At 58.1% G+C, this 18,802-nt stretch carries 15 protein-coding genes and 3 pseudogenes; 5 read left to right on the plus strand and 13 right to left on the minus strand.

Annotated features, from left to right (window positions below; genetic code table 11):
- Positions 1-307 precede the first annotated feature (307 nt).
- From BF12_RS21250 to BF12_RS0113645, 4 genes are all read left to right on the plus strand, one after another.
- Positions 308-1,939: an MHYT domain-containing protein gene (locus BF12_RS21250; protein ID WP_024952754.1), complete on the plus strand. Its 1,632-nt coding sequence runs from the start codon at positions 308-310 to the stop codon at positions 1,937-1,939.
- Between the two features lie 23 nt (positions 1,940-1,962).
- Complete coding sequence (locus tag BF12_RS21255; RefSeq protein WP_024952755.1) at positions 1,963-2,808, plus strand: EAL domain-containing protein; 846 nt, start codon at positions 1,963-1,965, stop codon at positions 2,806-2,808.
- Between the two features lie 62 nt (positions 2,809-2,870).
- Entirely contained in the window at positions 2,871-3,755 is an 885-nt protein-coding gene (locus BF12_RS0113640; protein WP_024952756.1) for a sugar nucleotide-binding protein, read from the plus strand.
- Positions 3,756-3,815: 60 nt separating this feature from the next.
- Positions 3,816-4,535 carry a lysophospholipid acyltransferase family protein gene (locus BF12_RS0113645; RefSeq protein WP_051511012.1) on the plus strand — a complete coding sequence of 240 codons (720 nt, stop codon included), beginning with the start codon at positions 3,816-3,818 and terminating at the stop codon, positions 4,533-4,535.
- A 118-nt stretch (positions 4,536-4,653) separates the two neighbouring features.
- Here the strand turns inward: BF12_RS0113645 and fabB are convergent.
- The 12 genes and pseudogenes from fabB to BF12_RS0113705 form a co-directional block, all read right to left on the minus strand.
- Positions 4,654-5,870 (minus strand): annotated as a pseudogene (gene fabB, locus BF12_RS20200) (beta-ketoacyl-ACP synthase I).
- Positions 5,871-5,883: 13 nt separating this feature from the next.
- The gene (fabA, locus tag BF12_RS0113655) at positions 5,884-6,399 is read right to left on the minus strand and encodes a 3-hydroxyacyl-[acyl-carrier-protein] dehydratase FabA (protein ID WP_024952758.1); all 516 of its coding nucleotides are present in this window, start codon (positions 6,397-6,399) and stop codon (positions 5,884-5,886) included.
- Between the two features lie 432 nt (positions 6,400-6,831).
- On the minus strand, positions 6,832-7,359 hold the full coding sequence (locus BF12_RS0113660) for a DUF2878 domain-containing protein (protein ID WP_024952759.1): 528 nt from the start codon (positions 7,357-7,359) through the stop codon (positions 6,832-6,834).
- 2 nt (positions 7,360-7,361) lie between these two features.
- Positions 7,362-8,646: pseudogene (locus tag BF12_RS20205) on the minus strand (class I SAM-dependent methyltransferase).
- 31 nt (positions 8,647-8,677) lie between these two features.
- Positions 8,678-9,487, minus strand: a complete 810-nt coding sequence (locus tag BF12_RS20210; protein WP_035160193.1) for a DUF1365 domain-containing protein — start codon at positions 9,485-9,487, stop codon at positions 8,678-8,680.
- Positions 9,487-10,832 (minus strand): annotated as a pseudogene (locus BF12_RS20215) (NAD(P)/FAD-dependent oxidoreductase). The gene BF12_RS20210 and the pseudogene BF12_RS20215 overlap by 1 nt, the downstream one beginning before the upstream one ends.
- Positions 10,833-10,921: 89 nt before the next feature.
- Positions 10,922-11,725, minus strand: coding sequence for an SDR family NAD(P)-dependent oxidoreductase (locus BF12_RS0113680; RefSeq protein ID WP_024952760.1), 804 nt, complete (start codon positions 11,723-11,725; stop codon positions 10,922-10,924).
- Between the two features lie 122 nt (positions 11,726-11,847).
- Positions 11,848-12,318 (minus strand): nuclear transport factor 2 family protein, encoded by a 471-nt coding sequence (locus tag BF12_RS0113685; protein ID WP_051511011.1) that lies wholly within the window; start codon positions 12,316-12,318, stop codon positions 11,848-11,850.
- 73 nt (positions 12,319-12,391) lie between these two features.
- A complete protein-coding gene (gene phrB / locus BF12_RS0113690) occupies positions 12,392-13,870 on the minus strand; it encodes a deoxyribodipyrimidine photo-lyase (protein WP_024952762.1) in 1,479 nt (492 codons plus the stop codon).
- A 49-nt stretch (positions 13,871-13,919) separates the two neighbouring features.
- Entirely contained in the window at positions 13,920-14,831 is a 912-nt protein-coding gene (locus tag BF12_RS0113695) for a MerR family transcriptional regulator (RefSeq protein WP_024952763.1), read from the minus strand.
- A 278-nt stretch (positions 14,832-15,109) separates the two neighbouring features.
- Positions 15,110-15,493, minus strand: coding sequence for a sirohydrochlorin chelatase (locus tag BF12_RS0113700; RefSeq protein ID WP_024952764.1), 384 nt, complete (start codon positions 15,491-15,493; stop codon positions 15,110-15,112).
- Between the two features lie 89 nt (positions 15,494-15,582).
- Positions 15,583-16,722: an NAD(P)/FAD-dependent oxidoreductase gene (locus tag BF12_RS0113705; protein WP_024952765.1), complete on the minus strand. Its 1,140-nt coding sequence runs from the start codon at positions 16,720-16,722 to the stop codon at positions 15,583-15,585.
- A 218-nt stretch (positions 16,723-16,940) separates the two neighbouring features.
- Between BF12_RS0113705 and BF12_RS0113710 the strand changes: the two genes are divergently transcribed.
- Positions 16,941-17,876, plus strand: a complete 936-nt coding sequence (locus BF12_RS0113710; RefSeq protein WP_024952766.1) for a TIGR01777 family oxidoreductase — start codon at positions 16,941-16,943, stop codon at positions 17,874-17,876.
- 26 nt (positions 17,877-17,902) lie between these two features.
- On the opposite strand, the gene BF12_RS0113715 is transcribed toward BF12_RS0113710, so the two are convergent.
- A complete protein-coding gene (locus tag BF12_RS0113715; RefSeq protein WP_024952767.1) occupies positions 17,903-18,667 on the minus strand; it encodes an RluA family pseudouridine synthase in 765 nt (254 codons plus the stop codon).
- Between the last annotated feature and the right edge of the window lie 135 nt (positions 18,668-18,802).

The raw sequence follows: 18,802 nt of genomic DNA on the forward strand, positions 1-18,802 counted from the left end.
TTTTTTGATTTCAGAAGACGGGATGGCAGCCGATAGACGTGGAGGAGGTTGAGCATGCTGCAACGGATAGCTCATTCTCAGGTTGAAAGAATCTTTTATCGCATGACATCTGCATCATCGTGACGAGCGTAAAGGGGGGTAGCCAGCAGACTATCACTTGGTATTGATCAATACCGGAAGGCCGTTGAGAGCAGAGCACGGAAAATGTCCGTTCCGACGATGCCTGCGGATAGACTGCTATTTCCATTGATGTATTTGCCCACACTGCTTGTCTACTGTGGCATGCCACTGATGATTGAGGTTATTCATGCATGGCAGTTATTCCCCTCCTCTAGTGATGCTTTCGATTGTAGTGGCTGTGCTTGCATCTCATGCCGCGCTGCAACTCATCCATCAGGTTGCGTTAGCGACATCGCGTACCAGTAATCTCGGCTGGTTGCTGGGAGGGGCGCTTGCGATGGGGCTTGGCATCTGGTCTATGCACTTCATCGGCATGTTGGCATACGAGACAGGTAGGCCGATTTCATACGGGGTAGAGCTAACAGCATTATCGATGCTAATTGCGGTGTTGTCGTCGGGACTGGCGCTGTGGGTCAATACCTTACCGCGCCTGACGCTCCCTCTCTTGGCTGGCAGTGGGCTCGTGATGGGCAGTGGCACCGCGATGATGCACTACACCGGTATGGCGGCGATGCAGATGGATATGACGTATCAGTATGATGCGTTGTTGTTGTCGCTCTCGATTCTAATCGCCATTGGGGCATCGACTGCAGGATTGTGGGTCGGGGGCGTCTTCCTGCGTCAGCGCCGGCCACGCAGAGCATGTCAGGCGCTTGCAGCGGGACTGATGGGCCTGGGTATTTCCGGGATGCATTATCTCGGTATGGCAGCAATGCAAATGGTGCCTCTTGCGACCCCCCCTCTCTTGGAGCTTGTGCCTGAGGACGGCCAGCATCTCTGGCTGGCGCTTGCCATCGGTATGGCGACGCTATTGGTGCTAGGGCTGACGTTGCTGGCGATTGGAGCTGAGCAGCGTATCCGGCGCAGTCATCACTACCGCTCACGTGTTAACGATTTACTGGTGAATCGTACTCAAGAGCTGCGTCATGAGCGTGATCAGGTCGCGGTAATGTTGGACTCGATTGATGAAGGAGTGATCAGTCTCGATAGCGACGGGCTGATTCGACATATCAACCCGATTGCAGCAGGGCTGTGCGGCTGGAATCCATCACTGGCGAGAAGGCGGCCCTGGGCGCGTATTCTGCAGCTACGCCATGAAGGTACGCTCCAGTCGCTGGATGCTCAGCTTGATGGCGTATTGAGTCATGGCGAGGTAGTGCATATGTCTACTCAGACGCTGCTAGTCGCACGCGATGGGAGTGAATGTGCAGTGGAGCTGAAGGCATCACCTGTGCGCCATCGTAATGGCGATATTGATGGTGCCGTGCTGGTATTTCGCGATATCAGCTACCGTCAGGCCATGATTCGCCGCCTCAACTTCCAGGCGCACCATGACAGCCTGACAGGCTTGCATAATCGCAGCGCCTTCGATGAGGCACTGAATACATCGAATGATGATGGTGAGTGTCATCAGCTTCTATATCTGGATTTGGACTTCTTCAAGGTCGTCAATGACACCTGTGGTCATGCTGCCGGAGACACGGTGCTGCGTGAGATATCCTCTCTGATGCGCTCACATGTACGTGATTCTGATGTGTTGGCGCGCTTGGGAGGAGATGAGTTTGCCATCCTGTTGTATCGCTGCACTCGGGAGCAGGCAATGGAGCGGGCCGACGCATTGTGTGTCGCAGTAGGTCAGTACCGTTATTACGATGAAGGGCGTCCGTTCCAGCTGGGAGTCAGTATCGGTGTGGCGCCAAAAGGGGGAGAGCACCAACCTCTGATGTCCTGCGTCAAGCCGATGCCGCCTGTTATATAGCCAAGCAGAATGGACGTAATCAGGTGCACGGCTATTTGGACGGTGATGCCAGTCTTGAGCGAGCGCAGCGCGAAGTGCAATGGCTACCGTTGCTGCATGAGGCATTGGAGCATAATCGCTTCACGCTTTATATCCAGCCGATTCGTTCACTGAGTGCGCCGGCCGAACAGCCTTACTATGAAGTACTACTGCGCTATATCAGTGATACGGGGGAGCATCTTGCACCTGCTCATTTCATGGCCACTGCGGAACGTTTTGGCTTAATGTCTGCTATTGATATCTGGGTCGTCACTGAGGCACTTCAGGTGCTGGAGGCAGATGATGGGCGCATTGAGCCGGATGCCATTTTGGCGATCAATCTCTCGGAGCAGAGCCTGGGAGATTTGAAATTACGTGATCAGTTGATTGAGCTGGTGAGCCAGAGTTCGGTTGAGCCTCAGCGGTTGTGTTTTGAGATTACCGAAACGGCTGCCATCAGAGATTTGGCACAGGCCCGTGAATTCATCTATAGCCTTCGCCGCTTGGGGTGTAGCTTCTCGCTGGATGATTTTGGTAGCGGCATGTCTTCCTTTGCCTATCTCAAGGAGCTACCGGTCAATCAGCTCAAGATAGACGGCGCCTTCGTTCGCAACCTCACTCGTGACAGTCTGGATGCCGCCATTGTCTCTGCCATCTGCCAGATCTGTGCTCAGGTGGGTATTATCACGGTGGCAGAATATGTCGAGCATATTGAGCTGCTACCAGCACTTGAAAAGATTGGCGTCGATTTTGTGCAGGGTTATGGCGTAGGTCGCCCCAAGCCACTGGGCTCCCCTCTTTCCCCAGGCACACCACATGACAACGGGCCTGCAGCCAGCTTGCAAGGTTGATAGAATGTGGCCTTTGCATCGATGCCTCTTGCATCGATGCGCCTGTTTGCTGGAGTGTGCCTGTGAAACTCTTGCTGCTTGATGCTGGGCATTGCCTGAGCCTTGGCTTGGCGCGTACGGCCAGTTCGCGCACTGATCTTGAGCTTAATGTCGTCGATGCTGATCGTATTGGCGCAACGGATATTCGTGCTTGTCAGGCGGATGTCGTCATCGTGCCGCCATTTGTCAGCCCGGCTGATGCTGCACCAGCAGATGTCACCGCTCACGCTGAGGCGGTAGAAGCGGTGCTGGCTGCCTGTATCGAGACGGATACTCCGCTGGTGTGGTGCGTGGCTGATCAGATGTTCGAGCAGGGTGGAGAGGGTCTGCTAGATGAAGAGGAAGTTCCTTCGCCTATCGATACTGCTCTGCGACGCGTCATCGCGACGGGGGACCGGATCCGCGCTGAGCTGCCGCATCATCTGATCGTACGCCTTGGTCCACTGTTCGGCCCCGATGGTCGAGATGCTTGGCTGCCGACGTTGATCGAGCGCTTACTGGCAGGAAAAGAAATTCGTGCTGCCGAAGATGTCATACTGTGCCCGACCAGTGTCGATGCAGTGGCGATGGCCTTGATAGGAATGTTGCAGCAGCAACGTTGTGGCGCAGACTCCTGGGGTGCCTATCATCTGGCCGGTACCGAGCCTATCAGCACCTATGCTTTCGTGAGTATCGTGCGCACTCAGCTAGTCACGCGTCTTGAAGGTATTGGCGAAGCGGTTACGCCGGGCTCGCTCAAGGCACTGACGCTGAATTCAGGTACGCCCCTTCGCCGAGTTCTCAACTGCCGACGCGTACTAGAGACTTTTGGTGTCCATCAGAAGCCATGGCGTCTTGAGCTCTCTCGTTTGCTGGATGATTGGATTGCGCAGCGCGCACCGACCGCCCCTATTTCTGACCCTACCTGACATGCGGAGATCAAGCCTGTGAATGCGGTGCGTAGTGTGTTGTTTTACTTTGGTTATTTTATGGCGCTGCTGCTGAGCGCCGTAGTACTGGTACCGCTGGCCGCCTGTTTGCCGCTTCAGGCACGTTATCGTGTATTGCACAGTTACAATCACATTGTGCTGTGGTGGTTTCGTTTGACCTGTGGCGTCACTGTAAACGTCAGCGGCCGTGAACAGGTTCCCGAAGGCGCTTGTGTGCTGCTGGCCAATCATCAAAGCGAGTGGGAAACCATCTATCTTCAGGTCGTAAAGCGTCCGTTGTGTACTGTGCTCAAGCAGGAATTGCTCAAGATTCCTGTCTTTGGATGGGGCTTGAAGCTGCTGGAGCCGATACCGCTGGACCGCACTCAGCCTGCCAAGGCACTCAAACAGGTGCTGACCGTTGGCACGCAGCGCCTGAAGGATGGCTTCACCGTACTGATCTTCCCTGAGGGAACTCGCATCGCGCCGGGCCACCGTAAGAAGTTCAACAAGTCCGGTGCTGCCATCGCGTGTCGTGCAGGCGTACCGGTCGTGCCAGTTGCCCACAACGCTGGTGAAATCTGGCCCAACGATAGTTGGATCAAACAACCTGGTACGCTCAATGTCGTATTTGGTCCTGCCATCGAAACGACAGGACGTAAGCCGGACGTGGTAGTCGCTGAAGCTGAGGCGTGGGTTGAGGCAACGCTGGCGGAAATCTCTCAGGTGCAGCGCCCACCGCTAGAGGCCGAAGCTCCGGCGGATAGTGTCGGTGCCTAGTTTTTGACGCCATGCCAGCGTCAAGGTAATCCCCGCAGTATGCGCCAACAAAAAGGCCGCCCCGAAGGGCGGCCTTTTTACATCGTACCGGTTACTGCATGACGGCCTTTCGCACTGATCAATCCTGGAAGCGTTCCAGAATCAGGCAGGCATTGGTACCACCGAAGCCGAAGCTATTAGACAGTACACGATCGATCTTCACGCCGTCACGACGAGTCGTGACGATGTCGAGACCAGCAGCACGGTCATCCAGTTCACTGACATTGGCGGAGGCGGCAATGAAGTCGTTCTCCATCATCAGCAGTGAATAGATGGCTTCTTGCACGCCAGTCGCACCCAGCGAGTGGCCAGTCAGCGATTTGGTCGAGCTCATCGCCGGGCTGGCTGCACCGAAGACTTCCTGAATGGCTTTGAGTTCGGCGACATCACCCACTGGCGTCGAGGTGCCGTGAGTATTGATGTAGTCGATCTTGCCATTTACGGTTGCCATCGCCTGACGCATGCAGCGTGCTGCACCTTCGCCGGACGGAGCGACCATATCGTGGCCATCGGAAGTCGCGCCATAGCCAGTCACTTCGGCATAGATCTTGGCGCCGCGTGCTTGGCATGCTCCAGCTCTTCCAGTACCAACATGCCGCCACCGCCTGCAATGACAAACCCATCGCGGGTCTTGTCGTACGGACGTGAGGCTGTTTCCGGTACATCGTTGTAGCTGGTGGAGAGGGCTCCCATGGCGTCGAACAGGCAGGACAGGGTCCAGTGCTCTTCTTCACCGCCACCGGCAAACACCACGTCCTGCTTGTTCAGCTGAATCTGTTCAACCGCGCTGCCAATACAGTGAGCCGACGTCGCACAAGCTGAGGAGATCGAATAATTGAGCCCCTTGATCTTGAACGGTGTGGCCAGACAGGCAGAAACGGTGGAACCCATGGTGCGGGTCACACGGTACGGTCCGACACGACGCAGGCCCTTGGCACGCATGATATCTGCAGCCTCGACCTGATTCGCGGAGGAGGCGCCGCCCGAGCCAGCGATGAGGCCGGTACGCTCGTTTGAAACCTGCTCTTCACTGAGGCCAGAATCGGCAATCGCCTGCGCCATGGAGATGTAGGCATAAGCTGCCGCATCACCCATGAAGCGCAGTTGCTTGCGATCGATATGGTCCTCGAGGTTAATGTCGACAACGCCTGCAACTTGGCTACGGAAGCCCAGTTCGGCGTATTCCTCTTTGCGGCGGATACCAGAACGCCCTTCGCGGAGCGAATCCAGGACCTGCTGGCGATCGTTGCCCAGGCAGGAAACAATGCCCAGCCCGGTGACTACCACTCTACGCATGGGAGCCTCCCGTTCAGAAGTTCGCAGTGGAGGTGAACAGACCGACGCGAAGGTCGTTGGCCTGATAGATGTCGCGGCCATCAACAGTCACTGTACCATCAGCAATGCCGAGGATCAGCTTGCGAGTAATGACTCGCTTGATGTTGATGGTATAGGTCACTTTCTTGGCCGTCGGCAAAACCTGGCCAGAGAACTTGACCTCACCGCAGCCCAGTGCGCGGCCGCGTCCCGGATTGCCGAGCCAGCCGAGGTGGAAGCCTACCAGTTGCCACATGGCATCAAGACCCAGGCAGCCAGGCATCACCGGATCACCCGGGAAGTGGCAGTCAAAGAACCACAGGTCCGGGGAGATATCCAGCTCAGCAATCAGCTGGCCTTTGCCGTGGCTACCGCCTTCCTCACTGATGTGAGTGATGCGATCAAGCATCAGCATGTTAGGGGCAGGCAGTTGAGCATTGCCTGGGCCGAAGAGTTCGCCCTGGCCACAGGCCAGCAGCTCGTCGTGAGTAAAGGAGTGTTGCTTGGTCACTGAGTCATTCCGAGTAGCGGGATGGTTATACCGTACGAGGCGCATCGGCGCCCGAATGGGGCTAGTCTAATGGCTGGCCCCCGTGAATGCACGTGGGGGTCAGACTAAAGGGCAGGAGGGCAAGGTGCAAATATGTCCTACAGCTTGGACTGCAGCGGTCGATAGGACGAGGTGTATCACCAGTGTGGCATAACATTCTCATGCAGGTGTCGACAGTTCGAGAAGTCTCGAGTCGAAGGTCGCCAACCCATGACAATGATGTTCCCTTGATATTATCCCTTTGACCGAGAGTCTCGTATGTGGCCGCAAGCCTCTTTCAACCGGGATTGAGCGCCTTGTTGGCTATGAAGCTGGTCAGCTGTCTCTTGCCGCAGCGTGATAGAGTTGTGAGGCATCAGGCATCAGCTCTGTAAAGCGATAAGGGTCTGGCAGTCAGGTCGTTGACCGGCCTGGATGCAGGCGAGTAATGCCTAGGCACAGCCCAGCCCAGATCAGTGCCTGCACCGGTAGCAGCCAATCTGCAAGCCCGATGCCCGCGAGCTGCGCGCCACCGTAGTAGGAGAGTGGAGCACTGACGGCTCCGCCTACTGCTGCCAGCCATGGACGCTGCCATAGCCAGGAGAGCGCGTGATGAATGGTGCTAGCGAACAGTGGCCATAACCACCACATCCAGACGGGCAGCGGTAGCCAGGTAGTAATGCCATCAGAGGCCTGTGCTGGCAGTGTATATCCGCCTGCCAATGACAGGCTGCCATCAACCACCATTCCCAGTGCTGTAAAGCCGATCAGCCAGCGTAATTCCCGCATACGCTGATGAGCAGGAACCACTATTGTCAGATGAAGTACCAATATCAACGGCGCTACCAGTGTGGCGATTAGCGGCCCTCCCATGACACAACTGAACCAACCGAGCTGAAACAGCCCGGCATTGAGTAGTGCGCGTGCCTGAGGTGCCAGCATGCTCAGGCGTTCCAATCTGTCAGGCCGACCTGGGCTGGACGTGCGCCAGGCCCGCCCATCAATAACTGACAAGTACCGATGGTGCGCTCACGGAACCCCCCTTCGCAGTAAGCCAGATAGTAGCGCCACATGCGGACAAAGCGCTCGTCATAACCCTGCGCGTAAACCTCTCCCAATCGTGACTCAAAGCGCTCCCCCCCATGCCTTCAGAGTGGCCGCATAGTGCAACCCGATATCTTCGAGCTGCAGCAGGTTGAGCTGAGTGTCGCGCTGCATGGCGGTCAGAATGGCACCATGTGAGGGCAAGAAGCCGCCGGGGAAGATGTAGCGCTTGATGAAGTCCATCTCGCGGCGCGCGGCCGCAAAACGCTGGTCACGGATCGTGATGGCCTGCAGAGCGATCAAGCCATCATGTGTCAGCAGGCGCTCGAGCGTCTTCAGGTAGGTAGGCAGGTACTGGTGGCCCACGGCTTCGATCATCTCCACCGAGACGATGCGGTCGAAGCGACCTTCCAGTGCTCGATAATCCTGCTTGAGCAGAGTGATGCGATCTCCAAGCCCTTCCTCGGCAATTCTCTTCGCCGTGTAGGCATGCTGTTCATCGGAGATCGTGGTGGTAGTGACACGACAGCCACGCGTCTTGGCGGCGTGCAGGGCAAGTCCGCCCCAGCCTGTCCCGATCTCCAGCAGGTGATGATCTGGCCCCAGCTCTAGCATGTCGAACAGCCGCTCCAGTTTGTGAGCCGACGCCTCCTCCAGGCTGGCCTCTGGGTGAGGGAATACAGCAGAGGAATACATGCGATGTTCATTATCGAGAAACAGCGTGAACAGGTCGTTGCCGAGATCGTAATGGGCCGAGATGTTGCGCTTCGAGCCCTGCAATGTATTGCGCGCCAACGCATAAGCCACACTGAGTGCCCACTTGGAGAAGCGTGAGGTACCGCTATCCACGGAGCTATTGACCTGCTCCAGGTTGAAGGCGAACAGACGGATAAGACCGACGAGATCATCCGCTTCCCATTGGCCGTCCATGTAGGCTTCTGCGGCAGCAACGGTGCCCCCCAATGCCATGCGCCGCCAGGCGCGCGAGTCGTTGATGCGCAGCGTGACATTGCGCGGCCCACCCTTGCCCAGCATGTGGCATTCATGGCCTTCCAGTACGGTCAAGGTGCCACCCTCCAGCGAATCCAGCATGCGTAACAGGCGTGGACGCAGCAGACGAGTCAGACGGTCCGTCGAAAGACGGGTCGTCGAAGGACGGGGCGGTACGGATTCGAAATGACTCATGATGATGGGTTCCTCATGACAGGTACTGAGACTATGACTGGGTGCGTGGGCGATCGAATATCGGGACACGCTTGATCGCCAGACGTAGCGCTTCGAAATGAATGCCTGCTACGGTCTTGAGCGTCATCCAGGGGAAGCGCAGTAACAGTCGGGTCAGGGCGCGAGGGGTTGCCGGCTCGAGCGCCAGGCTCAGGCTTGCATCGAAGACGACCTGTTTGGGAATACGCCTCGTGTCATCGGTGAGTGGGTGGTTTTCCATGTGTAGCAACAACTGACCATCGGAAGGATCATTGAAGCGCCAGTGATAGCGCATGCCCATCGGCATGAAGGGCGACACATGCATGCGCTTGTCGAAGCATGCTGCCTGAACACGGCGCTGCGTATCAGTACGCCAGGCGTATAGCACTCGCTCGCCCCACGGAATACTGGTGACTTCGCCGAGTACGGCACCTAGCTGACCTTCTTGGGTATAGAGGTAGTAGAGCCGAATCGGATTAAAGCCAACGCCGAAATGTCGTAGCTGTGTGAGCAGAAAGATACGTCCTGTGGGCAGTAGGGCGTCATCGCCCGCGCGTGTCAGTTCACGAGCGCAAGCTTCGCGGACTCGCTCCTCGAGAGAGCCGGCAGATAGGCCATGGATACTTGCCGGCAGATGATCACGCTCGCGGAAGGCCAGCGGCGCAGCGTGACTGGCGCTAATGAATCGTTGGCCATTCATCAGCATTGGCATCTCATCCAGTGCTAGCCAAGCCATGGCCACGCGATAGCGAAAGGCATGCTCACGGGGCGAGTGGCGTCGATGACGCAACGTGCCGTAGCCGATGCAGCTGGCGGGTGTCATCAGTCGTCTGCCTCGCTGGCGCCTAGAGCTTCTGCGACCCGCAGGCACTCCATACACCGTCTTCATGGAAGCCGTTACGCCACCAAGCGCCACAGAAATGCGTACGCCCCACTGGACCTCCTACATAGCCTTCGACCGCCGAAATCTCGGCAAAACGTGCCTTGGCCGCTTCTGCGTGTAGCGTGAAACGGGGGTGGTCATAGGCATAACGCCCAAGCACCTTGTCTGGATCAATGGCGTCGCTATCGTTGAGCGTCACGCAGAAGGTATCGCGTGGTGGATGCTCGGCATCGTCGAGGCACTGCAGGATATTCATGTCATAGGTGACGCTGACACGCTGTGCATCTTCTCTGCCATCGAGGCGATAGTTCCAGCTCGCCCAGGCAGCTCGTCTTTTGGGCAGGAGGGAGGTGTCAGTATGCATGACCACTTCATTGCGCTGGGTCGTGATGGCCGAAAGGACCTCGCGTTCGACATCGCTGGCATCGCCCAGCAGCGCGAGAGCCTGTGGTGCATGGCAAGCCAGCACGACTTGATCGAAGCGTTCGCTGCGACCATCGGAGTGCTCCAGCGTCACGCCGTCTGTATCCCGAGTGATACGGCGCAGTTCGCAGCCGAGATGGATGCGTTCGGCATAGGGCTCGGTCAGCCGGGGAATGTAGGCGCGTGATCCTCCTTCCAACGTAAACCACTGAGGGCGGTCATTGACTGACAGCAGGCCATGGTTACGGAAGAAGCGCACAAAAAAGATCAGCGGGAAGCCTGCGATGTCCTCAATGCTGGCGGACCAGATGGCAGCACCCATCGGCAGTAGATAGTAGTCGCGGAATACCTGTGAGTAGCGCTTGGTATCAAGATACTCACCCAGCGTCGCGCCTTCGGTCAGTGCGCCATTGTCGAGGTCAGCGGCGGCTTGAGTGTTGAAGCGCATGATGTCGCGCAAGAGGCGGTAGAAGCGGGGGCGCAGCACATTGCGCTTCTGGGCGAACAGCGACAGCAGAGTGTGGCCGTTGTACTCGAAGTCCTGAGTGGTCGAGTGCACCGAGAAGCTCATCTCAGTCGGCTGATACGCTACTCCGAGCTGCGCTAGCAGGCGCTGGAAATGAGGGTAGGTACGATCATTGAAGACAATGAAGCCGGTATCGATTGCCCATTCGCGTCCATCAGGAGTTTCCACGTCCATGGTGGCGGTATGGCCCCCCAGCCGCTCCGCAGATTCGAAGACATGCACCTCATGATGACGGGCGAGGTAGTAGGCCGCCGCCATACCACTGATACCACTGCCAATTACGGCAATGCGTTGGCGAGGCAAGCCTGCCGATGAACGCGAAGAGGATGTATTCATGCCACTCCTGATATGAATAAAAGTATGTCCACAAAGGCGACTGACAAGTACTGGGTAGCAATATCTTGATTGGCAGAGAATGCCTTGGGTCAACTACGCGTCATGCGTAGCCCAATACGCCGCCGTAATGGCTGCGGCAGAATGCCTAACAGCTTGACCAGCAGAGTGAAGCGCTTAGGAAAATGTATATCGAGTCGATGCTTGGTAAGTCCCTTGAGAATGGCCTCCACGGCTTGCCCGGTGGTCACTTGCATCGGCATCGGAAAGTCATTGCGTTCCGTCAGCGGCGTTTTCACAAATCCCGGATGAATGATGCTCACATCGATGTTTTGTGCATCCAGGTCCAATCGCAGTGACTCAAGGAAGTAGCTGAGTGCCGCCTTTGACGCGCCGTAAGCTTCGGCGCGTGGCAGCGGTAGATAAGCAGATGCACTGGAAACGGCTGCCAGTTGTGGGCGTTCACCGCCCTCGGCGACTGCTACGCGCAATAGCGGTAGCGCGCTTTCGATGACATCAATGGCAGCGTGAAAGTTTGTCGCAAATACCCGCTGCACGAGGTTTGCCTCAAAATCACGGGCATCGAGATATTCACAGGTGCCGGCATTGAGCAGCAGCATGTCCAGGCCGCCGAAACTTTCCTCTATCTTCACTGCAGCCTGACAGATGGCGTCGCGATCAGTGAGGTCTAGTGTCACCACCAGTGCCTCGCCCGGTCCATTGGCAGCTGTCTGGGCGAGCGCTTCCAGCTTGTCGGTCGAGCGCGCACTGATGGCGACTCGATGGCCGTCGGCCAGCAGTCGTCGCGCCAAGCCTTCTCCGATGCCGGAACTGGCACCTGTCAGCCAGATACGTTTGCGTGCGGCTGGTTGGGGGGGCGTACCATGACTGGTCATTCAATCTCCTTGGATGACATCCTGCTGGGAGTAACGTCTGTTATGCATATTCAGATGCCACTGCCATCTTCCATTGCACTATCTACTGCTTGCTGAACTGCCGGCTGCACTTTCTGTTGCACTCACCCTAGCCGGCGCTTGAGTAGGCCAATCACGTTACGCAGGACAGGCAGTTGCTCGTAAAGCAGCTCGCTAGCATCAAAGAAATCGCGATGATGAATGACGTGCCCCTCATGAAACTCGAGCCGTGATGCCCCTTCTACTGTTATGTCCAGCCCGCGATTCAGACGCGGGTGGCGGTAGGTCATGGTCCAGCTCAGCCACGCTAGCCCCGACTCATGACCTTCGTCCCCACTGTTTAACGGCCCGAGCGGCTGATGAAAGGCAAACTCGATCGAGTCGACATTGGCATAAAGTTCGGCGAAGTAAGCGTTGAGGGCACGAATGCCCTGCACTTCATGTAGTGGATCACGGAAGGTTATATCAGTGGCATAGACTGATTTCAGCAGTTCTGTAGAGGTCTTGTCCAGCTTTTCGTAAAGTCGGCAGACGCGTATCAATGCCGGACTCATGTCTTGGGGGAGTGCCTGCATGACAATGATCCTGGGTAGGAGGTGAGAGAGTGCGAGTGATTCTGCTCTTCCGATAATCACGCAAATCGCAAGATCAATTGCCTTTTGACAGTGCTTTGAAGGCATCTAGTGCACGCAGGCGAGCCGCCTTGTGATCGACGATCGGGCGCGGATAGCCGCACGCGTGACGATCTTCATCACTGGGTTGATGACGGCGCTTGGCGGGCAGGCTGGATAATTCTGGTACAAGACTGGCGATGAACTCAGCGTCCTTGTCGAAGCGCTCGCCCTGCGTCGTCGGATTGAAAATTCGGAAATAGGGCGCCGCATCGGTGCCGGTAGAAGCCGCCCACTGCCAACCACCATTGTTGGCGCCGAGCTCACCATCAACGAGATGTTCCATGAAGAAGGCTTCACCGCGTCGCCAGTCGATCAGCAGATGCTTGGTCAGGAACATCGCCGTTACCATGCGCAAGCGATTGTGCATCCAGCCTGTGCTGGTCAGTTGGCGCATGGCGGCATCGACGAGTGGATAACCGGTACGGCCCTCGCACCAGGCGTCGAAGCCTGCATCATCATCACGCCAGGCAAGTGCTTCGGTATGGCGCTGGAAGGGTCGGTGGCGATTGACGCGCGGGAAGCCGATGAGGATGTGCTGATAGAACTCACGCCAGATCAATTCATTGACCCAGGCCGTCAGGCCGACATCGCCATCGGACAGGCTGCCGTTTTCTGCCAGTACCGCTGCGTAACACTGGCGCGCCGAAATCATGCCTAGCGCCAGATAAGCGGATAGCTCACTGGTGCCGCGCGTAGCCGGTAGATCGCGTTGTTCATGGTAACGACGAGCCCGGAAGGTCATGAAGCGTTCGAGGCGCTCCTGGGCCGCGTCTTCGCCTGCGGGCCACAGGCTGGCATCCACTGGCACGGGAAGATCGTGTGGCAGGGGAGGAATCGCATCGCCCTGGATGGCCTGGCCGTGTGGATCGAGCGGAGTCGCTTGTACCCCGGGAGCAGGAGCCAGCTTGAGTCGACGCGCCACGAGGTCTTTATGCCAGCGTTTGGAAAACGGCGTGAAGACACCGTAGTAGTCGCCTTTTCCGGTCAGCAATTCGCCCGGTGCGAAGGCGATCATGTCGGTGTAGTGATGCAGGCGAATATCCAGATCAGCGAGACGCCGGCGGACGGCCGCGTCGCGTATCTGCTCATTGATGGCGTACTCATCATTGAAGTGCAGCGCCGCAACGTTCAGTGATGCGCAGAGCGCTGCCAGTACCTCGGGAATCTCTGCAAAGGTGTCGCAGTCGATTACCTTGAGAGGTATGTGGTAGCCAGCGAGCGCCTGCTGCAGCACGTGTAAGCCACGGCGCAGAAAGTCGAGCTTGTTGGCACCGTGACCATGCTGTCGCCATTGCGGATAACAGGGCGTGACCACCACTACCACCGGGCCACGCTCCGCGGCGGCCGCAAGCGCGGTGTTGTCATGTACGCGTAGGTCGCTGCGCAGCCAGACCAGCTGCAGGGATACCTCCGCAGATGCGGAGGAGTCGGGAGAGGTAGAGGAAGTGGGCATGCAAACTCCTTGGCGATGATGACGTAAGTCTCGCGCAGGAGTGTTGAGCTCAGCGGGCTATCAGCGACCTTAAGCGAGCAACCGCCTGAATGGGGTCGGCGCCTAGGCCTTCAACAGGCCCACCCACCAGCTCCTGCTGACGAATTTGGGCTGCCGGGCCGGTGATGGCCAACGGCACTGACAACTGTTCTGCCACGCGCGGTAGCTGGCGGCGCATGACATCGGTACGTTCTGCCTGAGTGCCGACCAGAATCACGGCCTGTGCTTGAAGGCGTTCAGCCGCCAGTGGCAGCTCGGCCAGCGGCAGCGGACCATCCAGCAGACTGACGTGATAGCCGGCGTCGCTGGCGACCAGTGCAAACAGTAACAACCAGCACAGTCCCGGCTCGTCGGGCAGACGTGTCACCGTGATATGTGGGGCGTGGCGTTCCTGATTGGCAAAGACCAAGCGGGCACCGACGCGCGAGCGCAAGAAGCTCTCGAAAAAGCACTGGGACAGGCGTACACCAAAGGTGGCGTTGCCACGTTCTTCCAGCTGCTCGACCAGTGGCCGCCACAGACGCTCAACCACACTACTGACCGGATACAGCGCGAGGCTCTGGTTATAGAGCTCTGCCAGCCGCGTCTCGTCCAGTGCGTCAATCGCAGCCATCGCCAGCTGCTGTTGGCCGCTCCAGCTGCCTTCATCAGGCATCGGAGCCGCTTCCGGTTGTGGCTGGTCGAGTAGTTCGCGCACCTGACTGACTGGCACACCGCGGTTGAGCCACTGCAGAATATGCTCAATGCGCTCGATATCCTCACGGGCATATAGACGATGCCCCTTGGGAGTGCGACGCGGTTCGATCAGCCCGTAACGACGCTCCCAAGCTCTCAGCGTGACCGAGTTGACGCCGGTCAGGCGTGAGACTTCGCGGATCGGAAAGAGCGGAGAGCTGGCAATTTCCGTGGCCTTGTCAGTCATGAATGGTGTTACCTCTTGCGGTGACGAGGCATCCCGGATGAAGCACAGGTCAGGGCGACACAGAGTAAAAAAGTGGCGCGCTCACAGAACTGCGGGATACCGGCAATGCATCTTGTGCACTAGCTGTACATGTGGGCATCAGGATGGCGCAGCAGCCTGACCCTGACAAGTGGCATATACCGTCAAACTGCGTCGCATCGTCAACACGCATGCTCAGGTAGCGCACCGCACCGCACCGCTGGTGGTGGCCGTCACGCCGTCACTTTTCGTGCAATATCTTAGTGGTCCTGTTGCTCCACAATCTGAATCAAGGCCTCGACAAAGGCAGGGTGTGCGCCCACAGGGTCCAGCAGCGTGATGGGGCATTCCGGGTGTTCGCGCTGAGAAACCTCGAGCATTGTCGGTACGTCTTCACGTAGATGCCGACCCGCCGCAAAGAACAATGGCAGGATGTCGATACGTGTCGCGCCGTGGGCTGCCAGTGCATCGATAGTATCTGTCAGCAGCGGATCACATAGCTCCATGTAAGCCAGGCGTGTCGGACGCTTCAGTCGTGTTGCCAGTGCGGTCTCGAGCGCCTCAAACGGCTCGCGCCAGCGTGGGTCTCGTGAGCCGTGGGCCAGCAGGATCAGGGCGTCGCTGCTATCGGGAGTGGTGGTCATGCAAGCTTCCTCGTGAATAGGGCATCGGATGCAGCGTATCAGTTACCGGTGTGCTGCTGGCCAGCGGCATTCGCTGGCGGCTCTTTCCGCTACTTTCTTGGCTCAGCCATCAGCTGCTCGGCGGCTTCACGTCCGGATAGCCAGGCATCTTCGACACGGGGGCCACGCAGACAATCACCGGCAAGTATCAAGCCGTGCTGGCTTGCGGTGTGTTCGAATGCAGTCTGTGGCGCGCATTGGGTCGGATGAGCATAGCGCCAGCGATGCGCCGTCAATGTGATCCTGCCCTCATGCCAGTTCTTCGGTAGCGTGGCGATCTCAGGAAGCGCCTCAAAGGCTTGCCAGAGAGCGGCAGTGACCTGCTCGGGACTGTCTTCAAGATGCGCTTTACTCCAGCCTGCAGTCGCCAGAATACTCAGGATTTCCTGAGCGGGTGTGCGAGTCTGGTCGTCTTGGGCATTGCGCAGCGCAGCGCGTCCCGGGCGCGAGTGCTGACGCATCACGCAGCGCAGTGGCACGTCATTGCCACGACTCACCAATAACCCCTGCCAGTCCTGCTGGCCCCCCAGTGCGGGCAACGTTGTATCGAGCGCTGCCATTACTGTCCAGGTGGGCGCCATCTCTACCTTTGCCAGTACTGCGCTGAGGCGAGGTGCCAAGGAGTCCACTGAGCGCGCCACCCCATTTTCGTCAGTCCCTGCCGTGGCGAGTAGCGCGCTGGCTTGGGGGGCTGGTGCCGTGATCATGACGCGATGAAAGGGACCATGCAGTTCACCCTCGACAGTCTCCAACTGCCAACGACCCTCTTCGGTCGGTATCAGCCGCGTGACGCGTGCATTGGCGTGAAACTGCACACTGGATGGCAGCCGCTCGCTCAGATATCGGGTCAGCGCGCTCATGCGTGGGCTGGCCACGAAGCGTGGTGGCTGCTGGTCCTGCAAGGGCTGCCATCCTTCGTCACCAAGCCCTAGTAGCCGCTCGCCCCACGGCGCGACAATGCCAGCCGCTTGCCAGTCGTTGAGCGCTGCAATGAAGCGTGGATCATGTGCCGTGAAGTATTGGGCTCCGATATCGATGGGTCCATCCGGTGTGCGGCGACTCGCGAGACGTCCACCAGGGCCACGTGCCTTCTCAAAGAGAGTGACCGCATGGCCGGCGGCGGCCAGATGAGCGGCAGCAGACAAGCCGGCGATACCGGCACCGATGATGGCGATGGACGATACTGACATCGAGCGACCTCTGTGAACGGCGGCATATACGTGCCGGATAAAGATGTGCTGCGCTGAAGTTAACTTCTTGGCACTCAATTGTACAATAAAGGTATAGTTTTGGTAGGAGAATTGAGAGGTACAGTATTCGCAGATGAAAAAGAGAAAAATATTGTCGGAAAGCCTGATGACTCGTGATGAGTCACGGCCAGCGTCGCCCAGCGGCAAGGAGAAACAGCATGCGTATCTTGATCACTGGTGGCACCGGCTTTGTGGGGCAGGCCCTATGCCGTCTCCTGGCCAAGGCTGAACATTCACTGGCCGTCGTGTCACGTAATCCTGAGCGTGCCGAACGTGCACTTGGCGCTCAGGGCATAACCGTCACGGCAGCCGATACTCCGCTGGCCTTCAAGGACTGGCAGCCAGAAGCGATCGTCAATCTCGCCGGAGAGTCTATCGCCGGACGTCGCTGGAGTGATGCGCACAAGCGCGAGCTACGGGAGTCGCGCCTGAACATCACCGAGCATCTCGTGATGCTATGCGAGCAGCTAGCAGTCGAAGGACATCCGCCGCAGGTGATGGTGTCCGGCTCAGCGATGGGCTATTACGGCGCGCAGCCCAAAGCAGGTCAGCCGGGTGATGTCGAGATCGATGAGCAGGCCACGCCTCACGATGATTTCAATCATCGTCTGTGCCGTGATTGGGAGGCCGCTGCCATGCCAGTGACGGATAGCGGCGTTCGACTCGCGATCATCCGCATCGGGCTGGTGATGGAGGCGGATGGTGGCACGCTGGCCAAATTGCTGACGCCGTTCCGCTTTGGTCTCGGTGGACGACTCGGTGATGGTCGTCACTATATGCCGTGGATTCATCGCCATGACCTGATTCGCATCATCGAGCGCCTATTGACGGATACCACGCTGAGCGGTGCCTTCAATGCCAGCGCACCGCATCCTGTTACCAATATGGGGTTTACCCATGCATTGGCACGGGCACTGGGACGACCGGCGATCCTGCCGTTGCCGGCGACAGCGCTCAAATTAGGATTGGGTGAGATGAGCACGCTGTTGCTGGAGGGTGCGCGCATGGTGCCGGCTCGTCTGGAAGAGGCTGGTTTCCGTTTCGATTACCCGACACTCGACGTGGCGTTCGCCGATATCCTGGGCAAGGACTGAGTGGCCATGCGCTATACATGGCGTGATCAGAAGGGGAGTGGCGCTTCCAGTACCAGAGGTGCTTCGTCACTGTCGGGGGCTGGTGGAATCACCAGCCGTGCGGCATGTAGAAGTAGGCGGGGGCTGGTATTCAGTGCTGCGCCGCGTGCATAGAAGGCATCGCCGATGATGGGGTGGCCCAGTGCCAGCATATGCAGCCGCAACTGATGCGAGCGACCAGTGTGCGGTGTGAGCAGCACCCGTGAACAGGACAGCATCTGTGGTGTGCCATCCGGTCGCTTTCCCTCAAGTGCCAGGTGCTGCCCAACCTGATAGTGGGTCAGCGCGGATTTGCCCAGCGTGATGTCGACGATCTGCAGGGGGCGACGCGGCCAGTCACAGCGCAGTGGCAGCGCAATGCTGCCCTCTGCGGGGGTAAGGAATCCGGCGACGATAGCGACATAACGCTTGTCGATGGTGCGCGACTGAAACAGTCGTGACAGCCGTCGCTGCCCCTCGACATTGCGCGCGACCAGCAATACGCCGGAGGTGGCGACATCGAGACGATGTACCGCACGGGTGTCGCTGCTTAGCTGACACAGGCGCGAGTACACACTGTCGAAGCGAGACGGGTCACGGCCCGGCACTGAAGGTAGCTCGGCAGGCTTGTCGATCGCCCACCAGTCATCGCCAGCCGCCAGTAGCGATAAGCCCAGCGTTGCCACACGTTCACGCTCCTCTTGCAGGCGATTATCTTGCCAGCCTAGGTGATGAGAGGCATGGCCGGTGCTGGAAGTCGCGGGTGTCTGCATGAATATGCTCTTATCAGTGACAGTGAGTCATCGTGGTCATGACTGACAAGTCTGCAAGACCCGCCTGTAAAGGCAAGTGTGAAAAGACCCGCCTGTAAAGGCAAGTGTGAAAAGACCCGCCCACAAAGACAAGCG

Origin of the sequence: Cobetia crustatorum, from assembly GCF_000591415.1 — a bacterium.
GTDB classification, from domain to species: domain Bacteria; phylum Pseudomonadota; class Gammaproteobacteria; order Pseudomonadales; family Halomonadaceae; genus Cobetia; species Cobetia crustatorum.